16 protein-coding genes are annotated in these 16606 nt (G+C 62.5%); 7 read left to right on the top strand and 9 right to left on the bottom strand.

The genetic code is table 11. From position 1 onward, the window contains the following. Window positions 1-15 precede the first annotated feature (15 nt). Both QK291_RS17535 and QK291_RS17530 read right to left on the bottom strand, forming a co-directional pair. Window positions 16-309 (bottom strand): transposase, encoded by a 294-nt coding sequence (locus QK291_RS17535; RefSeq protein ID WP_282384057.1) that lies wholly within the window; start codon window positions 307-309, stop codon window positions 16-18. Next, window positions 296-1288 (bottom strand): IS110 family transposase, encoded by a 993-nt coding sequence (locus QK291_RS17530; protein WP_282384056.1) that lies wholly within the window; start codon window positions 1286-1288, stop codon window positions 296-298. Before QK291_RS17530 ends, QK291_RS17535 begins: the two co-directional genes overlap by 14 nt. A 307-nt stretch (window positions 1289-1595) precedes the next feature. Between QK291_RS17530 and QK291_RS17525 the strand changes: the two genes are divergently transcribed. After that, the gene (locus QK291_RS17525) at window positions 1596-2720 is read left to right on the top strand and encodes a GDSL-type esterase/lipase family protein (RefSeq protein ID WP_282384054.1); all 1125 of its coding nucleotides are present in this window, start codon (window positions 1596-1598) and stop codon (window positions 2718-2720) included. A gap of 97 nt (window positions 2721-2817) precedes the next feature. On the opposite strand, the gene QK291_RS17520 is transcribed toward QK291_RS17525, so the two are convergent. After that, entirely contained in the window at window positions 2818-2994 is a 177-nt protein-coding gene (locus QK291_RS17520) for a hypothetical protein (RefSeq protein WP_282384052.1), read from the bottom strand. A gap of 135 nt (window positions 2995-3129) precedes the next feature. Beyond that, complete coding sequence (locus tag QK291_RS17515; RefSeq protein ID WP_282384050.1) at window positions 3130-3849, bottom strand: SGNH hydrolase domain-containing protein; 720 nt, start codon at window positions 3847-3849, stop codon at window positions 3130-3132. Window positions 3850-4060: 211 nt separating this feature from the next. On the opposite strand from QK291_RS17515, the gene QK291_RS17510 reads away from it, so the two are divergent. Both QK291_RS17510 and QK291_RS17505 read left to right on the top strand, forming a co-directional pair. Continuing rightward, on the top strand, window positions 4061-4354 hold the full coding sequence (locus tag QK291_RS17510) for a transposase (RefSeq protein ID WP_282384049.1): 294 nt from the start codon (window positions 4061-4063) through the stop codon (window positions 4352-4354). After that, window positions 4252-5268: an IS3 family transposase gene (locus tag QK291_RS17505; protein WP_282384048.1), complete on the top strand. Its 1017-nt coding sequence runs from the start codon at window positions 4252-4254 to the stop codon at window positions 5266-5268. The genes QK291_RS17510 and QK291_RS17505 overlap by 103 nt, the downstream gene beginning before the upstream one ends. Here QK291_RS17505 and QK291_RS17500 read toward each other — a convergent pair. Both QK291_RS17500 and QK291_RS17495 read right to left on the bottom strand, forming a co-directional pair. Continuing rightward, window positions 5247-6539, bottom strand: a complete 1293-nt coding sequence (locus tag QK291_RS17500) for an acyltransferase (protein WP_282384047.1) — start codon at window positions 6537-6539, stop codon at window positions 5247-5249. The two genes, QK291_RS17505 and QK291_RS17500, sit on opposite strands and share 22 nt — an antisense overlap. Window positions 6540-6849: 310 nt before the next feature. Further along, window positions 6850-7997, bottom strand: a protein-coding gene (locus QK291_RS17495) for an IS3 family transposase (RefSeq protein ID WP_282384046.1) whose coding sequence is annotated in 2 segments (ribosomal slippage) — window positions 6850-7733 and window positions 7733-7997 — 1149 coding nt in all. Because the reading frame shifts where the segments join, the coding sequence is not laid out codon by codon here. A 142-nt stretch (window positions 7998-8139) separates the two neighbouring features. Here QK291_RS17495 and QK291_RS17490 point away from each other — a divergent pair. Further along, window positions 8140-8760 carry a hypothetical protein gene (locus QK291_RS17490; RefSeq protein WP_282384045.1) on the top strand — a complete coding sequence of 207 codons (621 nt, stop codon included), beginning with the start codon at window positions 8140-8142 and terminating at the stop codon, window positions 8758-8760. A 961-nt stretch (window positions 8761-9721) separates the two neighbouring features. Here QK291_RS17490 and QK291_RS17485 read toward each other — a convergent pair. From QK291_RS17485 to pdhA, 3 genes are read right to left on the bottom strand one after another with little or no spacing between them, the layout of a single operon-like run. Further along, window positions 9722-11173 (bottom strand): dihydrolipoamide acetyltransferase family protein, encoded by a 1452-nt coding sequence (locus QK291_RS17485; RefSeq protein ID WP_282384044.1) that lies wholly within the window; start codon window positions 11171-11173, stop codon window positions 9722-9724. Window positions 11174-11175: 2 nt separating this feature from the next. Next, window positions 11176-12288, bottom strand: coding sequence for an alpha-ketoacid dehydrogenase subunit beta (locus QK291_RS17480; RefSeq protein WP_282384042.1), 1113 nt, complete (start codon window positions 12286-12288; stop codon window positions 11176-11178). Continuing rightward, window positions 12285-13535, bottom strand: a complete 1251-nt coding sequence (gene pdhA / locus QK291_RS17475) for a pyruvate dehydrogenase (acetyl-transferring) E1 component subunit alpha (protein ID WP_282384041.1) — start codon at window positions 13533-13535, stop codon at window positions 12285-12287. The genes QK291_RS17480 and pdhA overlap by 4 nt, the downstream gene beginning before the upstream one ends. Before the next feature lie 159 nt (window positions 13536-13694). On the opposite strand from pdhA, the gene QK291_RS17470 reads away from it, so the two are divergent. The 3 genes from QK291_RS17470 to QK291_RS17460 all read left to right on the top strand — a co-directional run. Beyond that, entirely contained in the window at window positions 13695-14159 is a 465-nt protein-coding gene (locus tag QK291_RS17470) for an Lrp/AsnC family transcriptional regulator (RefSeq protein ID WP_282384040.1), read from the top strand. 320 nt (window positions 14160-14479) lie between these two features. Then, the gene (locus QK291_RS17465; RefSeq protein ID WP_282384039.1) at window positions 14480-15985 is read left to right on the top strand and encodes a polysaccharide biosynthesis tyrosine autokinase; all 1506 of its coding nucleotides are present in this window, start codon (window positions 14480-14482) and stop codon (window positions 15983-15985) included. A 373-nt stretch (window positions 15986-16358) separates the two neighbouring features. Continuing rightward, window positions 16359-16606: helix-turn-helix domain-containing protein (locus QK291_RS17460; protein WP_282384038.1), on the top strand; the 248-nt coding region annotated here is incomplete at its 3' end.

The raw sequence follows: 16606 nt of genomic DNA, 5'->3' as shown, positions 1-16606 counted from the left end.
ACTCGTAGAAATCCTCTACCGTTGCTTCGCTGCAAAGAAGGCGCTGACTTTTCCCAGGAACTCAATTTCCTGCTTCAGCTTCGCGTTCTCCGCCAACGCTCTCTGATGCTCTTCCCAAGGCACCGCTGCCTTCTCTTCGGTGAGGAAGCGATCAGGATGATCCTCACGGTACTTGCGCACCCAAGCCCCCAAAGTGCCCTCGTTCACACCGATATCCGGTGCCACCTGGGCGATCGGACGGCCCGAGGAAATCACGAGCTCCACGGCGTCGTCCTTGTAGTTCTGGCTATACCTCTTACCGTCGGTCATGCGAAGAAGGGCTCCTATCAAGCTGTCTCACAAAACCATACGGCCGCACCGCGTCGGCTGCGTCCCAACGGGCGCGCAAGTCGCGGCTGGCGTTGTTGTAGGGGCGGCAGTGGTGCCAGGCGGCCTCGACGAGCAGCCGGCGGGCGTGGGTGTTCCCGGTTTTGGTGATGCCTCCTTGGGACCGGGAAGCACCGGAGGAATGTTCGGAGGGGACCAGCCCCAGATAGGCGCCGATGGTGCTGCCGGTGAAGCGGGTCCAGTCGCCGATTTCCACTGCCAAGCCGACGGCGGTGAGCACCGAGATTCCGCGCAGACACATCAGAGCCCGCACCACCGGCGCATAACGATCGGTTGCCGCCAGGGCCGTGATCTTCGCATCCAAACGGTTCCTGAGGTCCAGGGTTAGTTCCGCGGTCTCCAGTCCTGCCTCGCAGGCGGCCTGCAGGGCAGGGTCTTCGAAGTGTTGCCGGTGCAGCCAGGTGTGGTGGGCGTTGGTCCAGGCATGACCGCCGGAGTAGACCTGACCATGGCGCAACAGGAGTTTCGAGATCCTATGCCTGGCCCTCATCAGGTCCCCGCGGACGTCCTCGCGGGCACGCACCAGATCACGGGCCGCTTCATCGGCATGGCCAGGAACCCGCACGGATGTTATCTGTCCGAGCAGAGCCAGCCGGGCCAGATGCTCGGCGTCGCGGGCATCGGTCTTCACCCTGTCTCCGGGCGGCCGCTGAAGCTTCGAGGGTGCCGCAACCAGGCACTCGATCCCTGCACTGGCCAGTAGCCGGGCCAATCCGAAGCCGGTTGGGCCTGCCTCATAGACAACGAGAACCGGCCCCGGCAATCCGGAAACCCATTCGGCGATCCCGGCATCGTTGGCGGCCAGGCTCTGCCTGAGGATCTCACCCGTATCGTGGTCGATCGCGCAGCCCTTCACGCTGCGTGCATGGACATCCAAACCGACGTAAGTACGCTTATTCATGGCTGGAACCTCCAAACGTTCAAATGTGGCTCTGCCAGTCCACACCCCCGCACCTACGTGCGGAAAGACCCGGACCGGCAACCCACGAAACTCTTTGAACCCGAGGTTCCAGTCCTACGTCAGGACCGGCCCACCGCACTTCATATCGTCTAGTTATTAGATGGGAGCGTAAGCTTGGTGCTGTTGCGTACGGCCATGCCCCTGATTTCGGGGTCAACAATCCGGCGCCGGCGTGCCACCAGCGGTCAGTGGCTATCCTCGATAATCTCTATCTCAGATCCGATTAAACTCACCCGACGAAAGCGGGATGGTGGTAATTTTGCGGCAACCGGTCCTTGCGGCACTTTCTGCCACCTTTGGTACGCCGAAGCTGGACAAGGCCGAGGCCGTCACGACCTATGGGCGGTCACGGTTGGGCGGCGCGGCAATCGTCGGAATCGGCGACTCGCACACGGAACGCACATCGGCGCCGCTGCCTGAGTCTGTCGGCGGTATCCGGCTCGGGGGAAGCTCGTTCTTCAACCAGCTTTGCTCCCGGCTCGGGAAGCTTCAGTACGCGCAGAACTCCGGTATCGGCGGGCAGACGACCACGCAGATGCTCGCCCGGTTCGAGACGGACGTGACCGCCTACAACCCCCGCATTGTGCACATTCTCGGCGGCACCAACGACACCACCAACGTCGGAATGCCGCTGGCAACGACCGTCGCCAACCTCACGACCATGATCGACCGGGCGCACCAGATCGGCGCTATCGCCCTGATCGGCACCATCCCGCCCCGCAACGACACGACGCTGCTGGCACAGATCGACAAGATGAACGTCGCCATCAAGCGGCTGGCATCCAAGACCGGCGCGCACCTGATCGACTACCACTCCGTCCTGGTAAGCCCCACTACCGGTTTCTATCAGGCGGCTTTGCAGGATGACGGTATCCACACGTCGGCGCTCGGGGCTAAGAAAATGGCGGAGCTTGCCGCGTCCGTCCTGGACAAGGTACTCCCCGCCTACACGCTCCCCTTCGCCAGCTCCCAGCACGCCGCCACACCGAACCTGCTGACCAACGGCATGTTCATTGGGGACACCAACGCGGACGGCGTAGCGGACGCATGGACCCTCTCCGGTACGGCGACGACCTCCACCGCGTCCATCGTCACGGACCGAACTGGCTGGGCTCAGTTCAGCGTCTCGCGTTCACCGGGGCATCTACCCGCTGGCTCCAGACCGGCGTGGCAATTGCCAAGTTCAGCGTCGGGGACCGCATCGCGTTTACGGGCCGCTTCAACTTCAACCTCGAAGCAGGAACCGGCGTCGTCGAACTCCAATTGCTGTTCGACGGATCGACCACACTGCGCCGCCTGTGCCCGCTGTACGGCTGGCGCTCCGACCACACCAACGGGCAGTTCTACATCGAAGGTGTCGTCCCGCCGCTGACGACCTCGCTGACCGTGCAGGTAACGGCACAGTCGGGCGCCGGCACTATCGACGTCGGGCAGCTCGCGGCCTGGAACCTCACCCGCGACGTACCGGCCTAGCGGATAGCGTTCATCCACTCTTCCTCAGCGGCGTCCGACCGGACAGCAAAGCCGAGCGCCCAGGTTGCGACGCCGCTGATGATGCCGAGGGCGAAGAACGCCACGGCGAGGCCCACCCAGGACTCGACTGCGCAGAACATCGCGGCGGCGAACAGAATGACGGCCGAGTACATAGCGAACTTTTGCTTAGCGTTAATGGTTCCCCCAGTGAAGTAGTTGCCCTAATTGTAGGTGCTTCCCAAGCGCCGCGAGGTGAGATGCTAGCGCCAGGTACGCAGCCGAGAGCATAAGACCGGAACAACATCCGCTCAGCCGGTGGCAGCGACGATTGAGCTGACCAGGTATGGAGCAAGTGTCTTACTGAAGGTCCCCGTGATGTGACCAACGGTGTCTCGGTAGGCGATCACGTTTCCAATGACTACCGGGCACTCTGTGTCATTGCAGAAGAACGAACGAAGATCAACGAGAGCAGCACCCGGGACCTGGTCCACGGCCTTGACAAGAGGGTCGACCACAGCAAAAGCGTCCCTGGTCGATGTGGCACAATCATTGTCCTTGACTGAGAACCCAACGCGGCTTACGCATTGAAGCGCCGCGTCAGTCACGCTTGGGTTGTCCGCTACGACCACGATCTTGGTCCCGCGCTCGGCCACCGGAGCCCATGCCTTGGCATACATCTCTGACACCCAGGCCTTGTCTGTTGCTGTTTTGTGCCGGGCACCGCTGACAATAACGACGTCGTATTTCGGACCAGTTGTGAGGCGATTTTGAATGGATTGCATGGCGCCGTCGCATTCGCTTCCGGTCCCAGTCGCCATCCACTGACAGCCCCACCCGACGTAGCTGTCCAGCTTCCAGTTGTTGGCAGCCAACTGCGTCTGGAGTCCGGGCAAGAGCATTGCCGCGTGGCTATCGCCCAAGAGGGCGACAGATTTGGTTCCTTCTTTGGCTTCCCCATAGGAGCAGACCTTCATCGGTTTACCCTGATCGATCCAGCAGTCAAATGCGCCGGCGGTATCTTTGGCCATGCTCCCCGGGTCGGGAGATACAGCTTCGCCAGCAGCCGGTGGACATTTCAGAGCCTCGTCCATGGCCGCGGCACCCAGGCATTTCTGCGCAGCGGGAACAGCCGCCGCAGTGGTGCCAGTAATGGGCAGGGGCGTAAATGCAATAGCCTCGGCAGGAAGCTTCTGCGGCCGTATGGTTTTGTGAGACAGCTTGTTAGGAGCCCTTCTTCGCATGACCGACCGTAAGAGGTATAGCCAGAAGTACAAGGACGACGCCGTGGAGCTCGTGATTTCCTCGGGTCGTCCGATCGCCCAGGTGGCGACGGATATCGGGGTGAACGAGGGCACTTTGGGGACCTGGGTGCGCAAGTACCGGGAGGATCATCCTGACCGGTTCGCGGCCGGGGAGAAGGCAGCCGTTCCTTGGGAAGAGCATCAGAGAGCGCTGGCCGAGAACGCGAGGCTGAAGCAGGAAATCGAGTTCCTGGGAAAAGTCAGCGCCTTCTTTGCAGCGAAGCAACGGTAGAGGATTTCTACGAGTTCATCGAAGCGGAGAAGGCGAACCATCCCGTCGCCTGGCTATGCCGGGCCCTGAAGGTCTCCCGGGCCTCGTTCTACCGGTGGCGCAACCCTGCGGGCCCGTCCCCGCGGGCCGTGCGGCACCAGGCGCTGGTGGAAGCTGTGGCCGGGAAGTTCAAGGACGCCGCCGGCAAGGCCGGCAGGGATCAGCTGACCCGGATGCTCAAGAAGGACGGGATCAGCGTTTCCCAACCCACCGTCGGGGCCATCATGCGCGAGCAGGGCCTGCGGGCCGTACGGACCCGGGCGTGGAAGAAGACCACCGAGCAGGATCCGCAGGCGAAGACCGCCCATATCGAGAACCATATGCTCGATGAGAACGGCAAGCGGGATTTCTCCTCGGATGTGCCCGGCACCCGGCTGTGCGGGGACATCACGTACCTGAAGACCGGCGAGGGCTGGCTGTATCTGGCCACCGTGATCGACCTCTGCACCGGCATGGTGATCGGCTGGAACATGGACCGGCACATGCGCACCGAGCTGTGCACCGGGGCGCTGGCCATGGCCCGCGATCACGGCTACCTGCACGTGGACGGGGCGGTCTTCCATTCGGACCGCGGCACCCAGTACACCTCTGCCGAATTCCAGGGCTGGTGCGCCGGGAACAACGTCACCCAATCCATGGGCAAGGTCGGCGTGTGCTGGGATAACGCCGTCGCCGAGAATTTCTTCTCACATCTGAAGACCGAGTTCTACCACCACCACAGCTTCACCAGCCGGCTCGCCGCCCGAACCTCGGTCATGGACTATATCGAGTCCTGGTACAACCGCAAAAGGCCCAACGCCCGAGCGGGCCACCGGACCCCGGCCGCAGCCCTCACCGCCCACCAGACCCGCGATCAGGAACCCCTGGCCGCGTAACCGAAAAACAACGATGAAACTGTCTCAGAAACTTGACGTGCGCACTTCACGGGTGTCAACGCGGCCCCAACGGCGACGACCGCCGCAAGCGTAAGCGCCCCCAAACCAACATACTGCCAGCCGAGGCGGGAGTCTGTGGGGAGGGGTCGATTCTTTGCCGGGAACCACTGCGCCTTCCGCGCCGGCTTCTCAAGCCAATGGTAGGACGCGGACGCGCACGCCGCCGTCAAGATAAGCGCAGCCAAGTAGTAGAGCACATTGTCCGTAGGCAGCACGGCGACCAGTAGAACGAGCACCGGGAAGTGCCAGAGGTACAGCGAATAGGAAATCTCGCCTACATACGCACTGCCGCGATTCGTCAGGGGCCACAGCCGGGCCTGATCCCCGCCGACGCCGGCCACGATCACCAGCGCGGTCGCAAGCACGGGGAGTAATGCCCACGGAGCCGGGAACCCGGCAGATGCGGGGACCACGAACAGCGAATACAGGATCCCCAAGAACCCGACCCAGCCCAGCGAAGTGCGGACGGCGGCGTGCCGGAAGTGAAGCCCCCGTTGAACAACCGCGATCAGGGCACCGATGCCCAGCTCCCAAGCCCTGGAAGCGGTCGAGAAGTAGGCGACCGTGGGATTTTCGAGGGTTTCATACATCGCCCAAGCGAACGAAAGCACCGTGATGATGGCGATTGCAACTGCTACTGCAGCCCTCCTCTGGCCCGGTCCCCAACCGAAACGACGCACCCCCAGCGCCAGGATGCCCAGCATCAGCCACGGCCAGACCACGTAAAACTGTTCTTCTACTGCGAGCGACCAGAAGTGTTGCACTGGCGACGGAGGTAAACCTTCCTGGAAATAGTCGGTTCCTTGGGCAGCGAAGCGCCAATTGGCTGCAAAGAACAACGCCCACACGGAGTCCCACAAGGTATCCATGATCCTGCCACGACCGATGAGGAAGTATGACGCCGCCATGGTGACTACAAGGACAAGGAGCGCCGCCGGCATTATGCGCTTAATACGCCGCTCGTAGAAACTCCTGAAAGAAATTGTTCCGGTCTTCTCATGCTCGCGCAGGAGTAGTCCAGTAATCAGGAAGCCCGAGATCACGAAGAAGACATCAACTCCAACAAAGCCGCCTGTGGGCCAGTGGAATAGGTGATCTGCAATAACGGCCAGAACAGCCAGGGCACGCAAGCCTTGGATGTCGCGCCGAAGGTTGGGCTTCTTGAGGCCTACCGCCATCGAGCTTCTTTTTTTGAGCGTGGACGTGGCCATACTTCCCCCATATTTAGACTCAAGACTAGGCACATCCTACCGGCGCGCGATGACACTCCCCCAACTACTTGATGGCTTCACCGCTCGTCGTCGTCGTCCTCGCTCTGAGGAAGCCCGGAGAACCAGGACCCGGCGGCGATGATTATGCCGAACGCCAGCAAAAGTGATAGCCCGCGGCACAAGGTTACGCCGCATCAAGGCGACGAAGATCGCGGCAACCAAGAACGCAGCCGAAATGAAATGAGCGCACGCGCTCAGTGATTCCCCATAAGTCGTGCCCTTGGTTGGGCCCCCGTTAGCAGTCCAGCGTCTATGCGATAGCTAATTTGTTCTCTTGCGTCCAGTTTTCCCAGTAGCGCTTCGGCGTCATACCGTCCAGGGATCCGTGGGGCCGTTCATGATTGTAGATAGCTTTCCATTCCTCCGCCAAATACTTGGCTTCGGCCATGCTGTCCATGATTTCTCCGGAGAGTTGTTCCCTTCTGAATTGGGCGTTGAAGGATTCGATGAAGCCGTTCTGCCAGGGTGATCCCGGGTCGATGAATGCGGTGTCGACCCCGGCGGTGTCGCACCAGCTGACCAGTGCCTCAGCAGTGAACTCGGGCCCGTTGTCGCACCGGACGTAGGCCGGGGCGGTGCCGGTTTCGGCGATGATGTTCTCCAGCACCGCGACCACGTCGGCGGCTTTGAATGACCGGCGGGGGATGATGGCCAGCGCGGTGCGGGTGTATTCGTCGATGACGTTGAAGAACCGGATGTGCCGGCCGCAGGAGGTCACGTCGGACTGGAAGTCGAAACTGACCACGTGCATCGGGTACTCGGCTGTGAGCCGCTTCTGCTCCCCGGCGCCGGGCCCGGTGCGGCGCTTCTTCCGCGCCTTGGGTTTGCAGGTCAGCCCCTCGTCGCGCCAGAGCCGGCGCACCCGCTTCCTGTTCAGTGCCACGCCGTCCCACTCGGGCTGTGCCAGCAGGTGCCAGCGGGCCTTCCGCCAGCCCCACGCCGGATGCTTCACCGCCACGGCGCGCAGCTCCGTTCGGAGTTGCGCTTCCTCGAAGCCCATGTCGGGTTTCTTCTTGCGGAACGCTGACCGGTTCTGGCCCAGAAGCGCGCAGGCGAAGCGTTCAGATGCCCCGAACTTCTCCACCGCCATGCGCACGGCGCGGCGGCGGGGTTCGGGGCTCAGAATTTTCCCCGCGCGACCTCGTTCAGGATGTCGATGGCGAGTTCCTTCTCCGCCAGCAGCCGCTTGAGCCGGGCGTTTTCCTTCTCCAACTCCTTGGTCCGTTTGGATGACTCGGCGGTCTTCTCGGACCCGTACTGATTCAGCCACCGGTACCAGGTCGCCTCGGTGACCTGAAGCTCCTTGATGACCTCGACCATCGGGCGTCCGTCGTTGAGCATCTTCTGTCCCTGCCGGACCTTAGCGATGACCTGCTCGGGGGTGTGTCTGCGTGCCATGATTCGTGAATTTCCTCCTGTGTCCATTCTCGGACACGAAACTCACACAGACACTGGACTTCTATCTGGGGACCCAACCACCCTGACTCTAAGCGATCTACCCGCTAGCTTCTGAAGTCGCTGTGCCTTATAGGATCTGGGGATGGCAACAGCGCACGGCACCATTCATCCCTTGATCTTCTCCCCGGGCGACGAGCTCACACTTACTGTGATGAACCTGCCCGCTTCGGCAGCGGAAATAGTCGCAGAGATACACGGCCTTGACTCCGTGGAAGAACGTTGGATGGGGAGCTACCCGCTCGTCATGGACCCTGATGGAACCGCTCGAGGAACTTTTCCAATGCCCACCGTGGTGGGAGAGACCCTGATTTACGTGGGAGCTGTGCAATATTCGGGGAACAGGGAAGTTCTCGAGCGAGCAATGATCAGCATCGTGGATCCTGAGCATCCAGTCCCGATGTCGTCTGCAGAGATCAATCTCCGGTATGACGAGGTCACAGAAAAGCTGAGGCGCCGATACGAGGTATCGCTGGGTGACCCCGAAGCGCCTAACGCAAAAGAGCACAAGATAGTGCATCTGGTGGAAGGCCTCTTGATTAAGAGTGAGATGAAGCTTCCTGGCGTCAGAATCTACGGCACAGAAACCCGCCCTGGCGGCCTCGATGCGCGTAGTTTGATGCTGGAAACACTGGATGCGCTTGGTTTGTCTGACGCGGCGCCATTTGGGTGCAGCGGTTCGCCCATGATCACCCAGTTGCGGTAGTCGTCTGCGGCTCCGTCTACGCGGCTGACATCGAAGAAGCGGACGCAACAAGCTCCAGGGCCCGTGATGACCTGCTCTCTGTCATGGCGATCAACCGAGGCGCTAGGGGTCGGCCTACAGTCACGTGGATTGCTCAACGTCAAGCCGATGGCACCGTGACAACAAAGTTCAGATTCGATCATCCGCCTTACCGTGGCAACCTACTGGGCGGGTTCATATCGGGGGAAAACCAGGCTGATCTTCTAAGCCAGCACGCTGCTGTGCAGAACGACCCAGTCCTGAAGCTATGTGTCGATCTGTTCGGTGAAGCTGTGGCCGAGCAGTCGAAGGACGCAAAGTACTTCAGGCTCTGGTCCGCCATGGAGACTCTCGCAATTGCGCGAGTTGCCCCGGATCAAGTGGTTACGCTCTTGGATGGAAGCGTTTGGCCGCATGGACAACGCACAGACCGCGCCGCACCTCGCGTGTACCAGTTGATAGTAGACAGAATCTTCTCCGCGCCCGGTCACTACGACGAAGGGTCATCGGTGCGGCCGGCAGAAAGCCTTTACGAATTTGTGCGCGCTTGGTACGCCAGGCGTAATGCCACAGCGCACTACGGACGGTTCGTTCCGTCCGATGAGATCCAAAGGACTAAATCCTGGCACGCCGATGCGCAACTGACGGTCCCGCCCGAGGGGCAACCCTACGACCTTTGGATCTCGGAAGTGCAGCACATGGCTGGGAGGGTCCTTCAATCCGAACTCATGCGGGTCGGCAATGAATACGTCCAATAAGACCGGTTAAGTGCCCCGGCGCGGCCGAGACAGGTCTCGTGGGGCGCGACGTCCGCCAATCCCATCGACATTCGTATTCAAATGACGTACGAGCCACCATGGACTGCTTGGCAAGAATGGCTCCCCCGTCAATCATCATTAGGCCAAATGTGATTCGGCTCGGCGCGAGGCCGACTTCTCGCTTTTCACATGTCAGCCAGCGCCGTCCCCGGGTTCTCGATCGCGTCGGCCACGTAGCGCAGGAAGCCGCCGGCGGTTCCTCCGTCGCAGACGCGGTGGTCGAAGGTCAGCGTCAGCTCGGTGACCTTGCGGACGGCGAGCTCGCCATTGACTACCCAAGGCTTGTCGATGATGCGTCCGACGCCGAGGATTCCGACCTCTGGGTGGTTGATGATCGCGGCGGAGCCGTCCACTCCGAAGACGCCGTAGTTGTTCAGCGTGAAGGTGCCGCTGCCGAGTTCGGCGGGGCTGGCCTTGCCCTCCCGGACCACGGTGGTGAGCCGCCGGATTTCGGCGTCTAGTTCGCGGGCGCTGAGTTTGTCGGCGTTGCGAACCGACGGCACCATCAGGCCGCGCTCGGTCTGGGCCGCGAAGCCGAGGTTGACGCCGTCGAAGGCGACGATCTCCTGGGACGCGCCGCCGGTGGTGTCCTCAGTGGTGACGATCCGGGTGTTCAGTTCCGGGAACTTCTTGAGCCCGGCGGTGACGAAGCGCGCGATGAACGCCAGCAGGCCCGGGGTGTGGTCCGGGTCCGCTTTCTTCAGGGCGGCACGCATCTCCACGAGGGCGGTGGCGTCCACATCCACCCACACGGTAGCTTCCGGGATCTCCGAGCGGCTGCGCGTCATGTTCGCCGCGACGGCCTTCCGGACGCCCCGGACGGCGGTTCGCCCGGTAATGCCCAGCCCGGTGCGGACGTCGGTGTCTCCCGTGGTCGCAGCCACTGATGCCGGAGTAGCTTCGACCGGCGAAACCGCCGGGCGCTCGACAGTTGAGGGCTTGATAACCGCCTCGACATCGCGGCGCATGATGAGACCGCTGGTCCCGGAGCCCTGGAGTTCGCCCAAATCAACCCCATGGTCGCGCGCCATCCGCCGGACGAGCGGGGAAATAACGGCTCCCAGCTTCCCGGGCACCCGGGTCCGCATCAGCAGCAGGTCATCGGCAGCCTTCTCTGCTGCGGGCACCTGGGCCACCGGCTCGGCCACGGCAGTTCCGGCCGAAGATTTCCGGGGCCGGGTCCTGCGTGCAACCCCGCGCCCACCAGGCGTGCCATAGCCGATCAGGACGTTCCCCGACCCGGCCTTTTCTTCCTCGCGGTAGACCTCGGCGGCAATCTCAGCAGATCCAGCCGGCTCCGCCGCCGGGGCAGCGGCAGACGCAGCCGCCGCACCGACAGGCGTGACCGAGATCAGCGGCTTGCCGACGTCGAGGGTCTGGCCTGGCTCGCCGTGCAGCACGGCGACGGTGCCGGCGTACGGGGAGGGCACCTCGACCATGGACTTGGCCGTCTCGACCTCGGCGATCGGCTGGTCGACGCGGATTTCATCGCCCACGGCCACGAGCCAGTTCACGAGTTCGGCTTCGGTGAGGCCCTCGCCGAGGTCCGGGAGGAGGAATACTTTGGGTTCGCTCATGGTCAGTCTTCCCACTGGAGGTCGTCAACGGCGTCGAGAATGCGGTCCACGCCGGGCAAGTAGTAGTGCTCAAGCTTCGGCGCCGGGTACGGGACATCGAATCCCGTGACGCGGCGGATCGGCGCGGCCAGGTGGTGGAAACAGCGTTCCTGGACCCGGGCCACGATCTCGGAGGCCACGGAGGCGAAGCCGTGGGCCTCGGCGATGACCACGGCGCGGCCGGTCTTGCGGACCGAGGCGCAGATGGTCTCGTCGTCGAACGGCACGAGCGAGCGGACGTCGATCACTTCAAGGGAGCGCCCCTCCTCGGCGGCCGCGGCAGCGGCGGCAAGTGCCGTCGGGACGGACGGTCCGTAGGCGATCAGCGTCGCGTCGGTGCCGGGCCGGGCGACGGCGGCCCGGCCCTCGGAGGAAGTCCCGCGTTCGGTGTTCTCGGCGTGTTCGGCGCGGAGCGCGTCCAGGTCCACCTGGTCCTTGGACCAGTAAAGCTTCTTGGGCTCCATGAACATCACGGGGTCATCGGAGTCGATGGCCTCGCGGAGCATCCGGTAGCCGTCGGCGACGGTGGCCGGGGTGAAGACCTTCAGCCCGGCGGTGTGGGCGTAGTAGGCCTCGGAGGAGTCGCAGTGGTGCTCCACTCCCCCGATCCCGCCGGCGTAGGGCACCCGGATAACCATGGGCAGTTTCACGGTGCCCTTGGTGCGGTTGTGCATCTTGGCGACGTGGCTAACGATTTGTTCGAAGGCCGGGTAAGCGAAGGCGTCGAACTGCATCTCGATGACCGGGCGCATGCCGTTCATGGCCATGCCCACGGCCATGCCGACGATGCCGGATTCGGCCAGCGGGGTGTCGAAGCAGCGGCTCTTGCCGAAGGTCTTGGTGAGCCCGTCCGTGATCCGGAAGACGCCGCCAAGCATGCCCACGTCCTCGCCGAAGACCAGGACCGAGGGGTCCGCGTGCATGGCGTCGGCCATGGCGGTGTTGAGTGCTTTGGCGAGGGTGATGGTCTGCGGGCCGGTTTGCTCGGCCTTGGCGGCAGCGGTTGCTGCGGCGCGGGCGGTGGCGGCGCTGACGTTGCCGTTCGCCTCGGACGAGGTTGTGAGGGTGGGGCTCATTTAGCTACCTCCGACTTCGAAGTAGCGTCGCGGGCGAGTTCGTCGGCGAGCATGGCGGACTGTTCCTTCAGCTGGGGTGTAGGGGTGGAGAAAACGTATTTGAAGAGGTCCTGCGGTTCCACCGGGACCTCTTCACTCAGGCCTTCGCGGAGCTGCGTCGCCACGGCTTCGGCCTTCTCGGCGATCCCGGCGGCGCGGTCGTCGTCGAGCAGTCCGCGGTCCGTCATGTAGGTCTTCATCCGGCTCAGCGGGTCCTTGGCCACCCATTCGGCGACTTCGCTGTCCTGGCGGTACCGGGTGGCGTCGTCGGCGTTGGTGTGGGCCTGCATGCGGTAGGTGTGGGCCTCCACCAGCAGCGGGCCTGAGCCTTCCCGGGCGAGCCGAACGGCACGTCCGAGCACGGCGAGGAGAGCGACGATGTCGTTGCCGTCCACGCGTTCGCCGGCCATACCGTAGCCCACGGCCTTGTGGGCGAGCGACGGCGCGACGGACTGGTGAGCCAGCGGCACGGAGATGGCGTACTGGTTGTTCTGGACAAAGAACACGACCGGCAGGTGGAACACAGCCGCGAAGTTCAGGGCCTCGTGGAAGTCGCCCTCGCTGGTGGCGCCGTCGCCGCACATGGCCAGGACGACGGTGTCCTCGCCGCGCAGCTTGGCGGCGTGGGCCACGCCGACGCCGTGCAGCAGCTGGGTGGTCAGCGGGGTGCACTGGATGCCGACCTTGTGTCGGGAAGGGTCGTAGCCGCCGTGCCAGTCGCCGCGGAAGAGCGTCATGGTCTGGACGGGATCCACGCCGCGGGCCATCACGGCCACGGAGTCACGGTAGGTGGGAAACATCCAGTCGCCCTCGGACAGGCAGAGGGCGGCGGCGACCTGGCAGGCCTCCTGGCCATGGCTGGACGGGTAGACCGCCATGCGGCCCTGCCGGACCAGGGCCGAGTTCTGGTCGTTAACGCGGCGCCCGACGACCAGCTGCTCGTAGGCGGCCAGCAGTTCATCGTCGCCGGGGAGGGAGTATTCGTGGCCGGGCTGGGCGCCCTGCTCGGTGTGCGGGGTCAGGGTGCCGTCCGGGCCCACCATCTGGATCTGGTGCCGCGCGGGCAGCATGTAGTCCTCGACGGTGATGCCGAACTTGCGCACCGCCTCGCTGGCGGCGTCTTCCGGCGCAGGGCCGGGTGCTGCGGCACCTGGCGTCTGGGCCTCGGGAGCCGGGTGCTGCGCAGTGTGGTCTGCCGAGATCGTCATTGGTCCGTCCTTCTGTAGCCACTATTCGTTCCAAGTATGGCGCGGGACGATGTTTCGTATCCAGCCGTCATGAGAATCGTGGAGAAGCCCATAGATTTGTCCTATTCTGGAAGACGAATCGTAAGTGTGAGCTGGATTACCGGCGGGGGTTGTGGACGAATGGCAGAGGACGACACAGACCAAGCGGAGGTGCCGCTAGATGATGTGGACCGCAACATCATTGCGGAACTGACCCGGGACGGGCGTATGTCCGTCACGCAGGTCGCGGAGAACGTCCACATCTCGCGCGCCCACGCCTACACGCGAATCGCCCGGCTGACCGGAGAGGGCGTCTTGACCAAGTTCACGGCACTGGTGGATCCGATCAAGGCTGGCCTCAAGTCTTCGGCGTACGTGACCCTCAAGGTCCGGCAGCATTCTTGGCGGGAGCTGCGCGAACTGCTGCGCGCCATCCCCGAGGTACACCACATCGCCCTGGTGGGCGGGGACTTCGACGTCATCCTGCTGGTGCGCGCCGTGGACAACATCGACCTGCGCCGGGTGATCTTCGACCAGCTGCAGTCGATGCCCGGGGTGCTGGACACCCAGACGTTTCTGGTGTTTGAGGATCTCGATACGCGGTGAGTTGGCACCGGAGCGGCTCGTTGATGCTGCACACAAAGAGCGCCGGGAGCCTCAAGTGCACCAATCGTGGATTTTTACCGCACGACGAGTCAGCTCCGGTACTCCGTCCGCTAGGCTCGGCGGCCGCTGAGATCAGGGAACCGGGCGTAGCGACTAAGCGCCCCACACTAGCTTCGGGTTGGAGATCAGGCTCACAAACACGACGACAGTGAAATCGACTGACTACCAGCCGATACAATGAGTTCGAACGCACGAATTAGGCCGTTCTGGTGGCGCGCCATTCGGCAGGTCTCCAGCCATCGACACAGGGGGATCCGGTTTTGGACCTACGCGACTATCTGCGACTTGCGCGCCGCAATTGGATTCTAATTTCCGCATCAACTCTCACAGGGCTCCTCGGCGGTGGTGCCATATCGGTCTTGGTTCAGCCAACATACACAGCCGAAACTCAGCTGTTTGTTGCAATTCAAAGTTCTGGCTCAGTTCAGGAATTGCAGCAGGGAAACACGTTCAGCCAAGCACGCGTCCAGTCGTATGTGAAGACTGCCATGACACCCATCGTGCTGCAGCCTGCTATTGACTCGCTCGGCCTGACTGTTACGGCCGATCAACTCGCCAAGAACGTGAAGGCAAGCACGGACCTCAACACGGTCTTGATCAATATCTCGGTTGCGGACAACTCGCCTGCCAAGGCGGCCGCAACCGCTGAAGCTGTCGCCAATAGTCTGATCAAAGCAGTCGATTCGCTTGAACGCCCGAAGACCGGCGGGACCTCGCCTGTCAGTCTCTCGATAATTACTCCCGCAGAAGCACCACTGGCACCGTCTGCCCCTAACACGCGCTTGAACTTGTTACTAGGCGTTGCAGTGGGACTAGCGTTGGGCCTTGCATCCGCGGTGCTCAGAACGACTCTCGACTTCAGTATCAGAGGGGAAGCCGATTTGAGGAGCGTCACTGACGCCGCAGTTCTCGGCGGGATCTCTTTCGACCAAGATGCCGTCCGAAAGCCCTTGCTGACGCAGGCGGCCCATCAGAGCCCACGGGCCGAATCGTTTCGGCAATTGCGCACTAACCTGCAATTCGCCAACGTCTCCGGTCAGGCAAGGACTGTGCTGATTACGTCTTCATTGCCGGGCGAAGGAAAGAGCACAACAGCCATAAACCTCGCAATCGCACTGGCCCAGGCAGGACGCACCGTTTGCCTCGTGGACGCGGATCTCCGTCGACCCATGGTTCATGAGTATCTGGGACTCGATCGAAATGCGGGGCTTACGACTGTACTAGTCGGTGAAGCTGATGTAAACGAACTACTTCAGCCGTGGGGAGAAGACAACCTGTTCGTTTTGACCTCAGGCCAGATCCCACCGAATCCCAGTGAAATGCTTGGTTCGGTCGAGATGGATCACCTCATCGACAGATTGGAACAGGCATTCGACACTGTCATCCTCGATGCGCCGCCGTTGCTCCCGGTCACAGATGCGGCCGTCCTGTCACAGCATGTTGGGGGCGTGGTGCTGGTGGTTGGCTCCCATAAAGTCAAGCACCAAGATTTGCAGAAATCCTTGGCCGGACTGAAAATGGTGGGTGCCAAACTCCTTGGAGTGGTCCTGAATCGGCTTCCCAGCAAGGGGCCGGACTCGTATGCTTACAGTTATTACAGCAGTGAACCAGCCCCCGGTCCTGCGACTCTCGAGTCGTCAGGAACTGAGGATGCGGCAGGATCAGGATCACCCAACCCGTCGCTAGTTCGGGATCATGAGTATGCATTGACGCCGGATACACAACGGCCGGCAAGCTCATTTCCCAAGGATCGGCTTGATAGCTAGCCGCAGTGATCTTGCATTGACCACCCCACATTAAACCAACATTAACAACCAAAAGCGCCAGAGTTCTTGTCCCGCACGCTAATTAGCGATGTCAACACGACCACGGAGGAGTGCAGCGCGCACCTTCTTCCAGGACAGCACTAACCTGGCGAAGTCTCCGAAACGGCGCGGCCTGACGGTATGACCGTGTCAACCACGTGGCCGCGGAGCCGGCCGGTTGATCAGCCAAGGCGCGGCACCCGCGACGTGGATTCAAAGAACGAGGGCCACACTCAGGCAGGTTCATTGCAGTGCAAGTCGTACTTGGAAAAGAGGACCCGGCTGTGTCATAGCGTCGTAGCAACAACATTGGTTTGAGCGGTGGGAGTTGCTGGTGGGACGCACGGCGTTGACGATGTCTGACAGGGCGGATATTGCGGTAGGCATCGAGGCGGGGTGGACGGACCGGCGGATCGGTGCCGATATTGGCCGGGATCACACCATAGTGTGGCGGGAGCGTGGCCGTAATTCCACGAAGACCCGGGGATACCGGCCGGTCACCGCTGATGTGAAGGCCGAGAAGCGGCGGTCTCGTGCGCAGGCCCGGAAGATCGATGGGAATCCGGTGCTCGAAGCCCGGAT

Source organism: Arthrobacter sp. AL12 (assembly GCF_029960645.1).
In the GTDB taxonomy this organism is placed as follows: domain Bacteria; phylum Actinomycetota; class Actinomycetes; order Actinomycetales; family Micrococcaceae; genus Arthrobacter.
Note: the sequence above shows the minus strand (reverse complement) of the source record. Positions and strands in the feature narration are given on the sequence as shown.

Coding starts and splice junctions, on each gene's coding strand:
- QK291_RS17485 (WP_282384044.1), bottom strand. CDS start 11,173: ATGAGCGAACCCAAAGTATTCCTCCTCCCGGACCTCGGCGAGGGCCTC.
- QK291_RS17500 (WP_282384047.1), bottom strand. CDS start 6,539: ATGGCCACGTCCACGCTCAAAAAAAGAAGCTCGATGGCGGTAGGCCTC.
- QK291_RS17510 (WP_282384049.1), top strand. CDS start 4,061: ATGACCGACCGTAAGAGGTATAGCCAGAAGTACAAGGACGACGCCGTG.
- QK291_RS17535 (WP_282384057.1), bottom strand. CDS start 309: ATGACCGACGGTAAGAGGTATAGCCAGAACTACAAGGACGACGCCGTG.
- QK291_RS17530 (WP_282384056.1), bottom strand. CDS start 1,288: ATGAATAAGCGTACTTACGTCGGTTTGGATGTCCATGCACGCAGCGTG.
- QK291_RS17480 (WP_282384042.1), bottom strand. CDS start 12,288: ATGAGCCCCACCCTCACAACCTCGTCCGAGGCGAACGGCAACGTCAGC.
- QK291_RS17515 (WP_282384050.1), bottom strand. CDS start 3,849: ATGGCCAAAGATACCGCCGGCGCATTTGACTGCTGGATCGATCAGGGT.
- pdhA (WP_282384041.1), bottom strand. CDS start 13,535: ATGACGATCTCGGCAGACCACACTGCGCAGCACCCGGCTCCCGAGGCC.
- QK291_RS17520 (WP_282384052.1), bottom strand. CDS start 2,994: ATGTACTCGGCCGTCATTCTGTTCGCCGCCGCGATGTTCTGCGCAGTC.
- QK291_RS17525 (WP_282384054.1), top strand. CDS start 1,596: ATGGTGGTAATTTTGCGGCAACCGGTCCTTGCGGCACTTTCTGCCACC.
- QK291_RS17490 (WP_282384045.1), top strand. CDS start 8,140: ATGGCAACAGCGCACGGCACCATTCATCCCTTGATCTTCTCCCCGGGC.
- QK291_RS17470 (WP_282384040.1), top strand. CDS start 13,695: ATGGCAGAGGACGACACAGACCAAGCGGAGGTGCCGCTAGATGATGTG.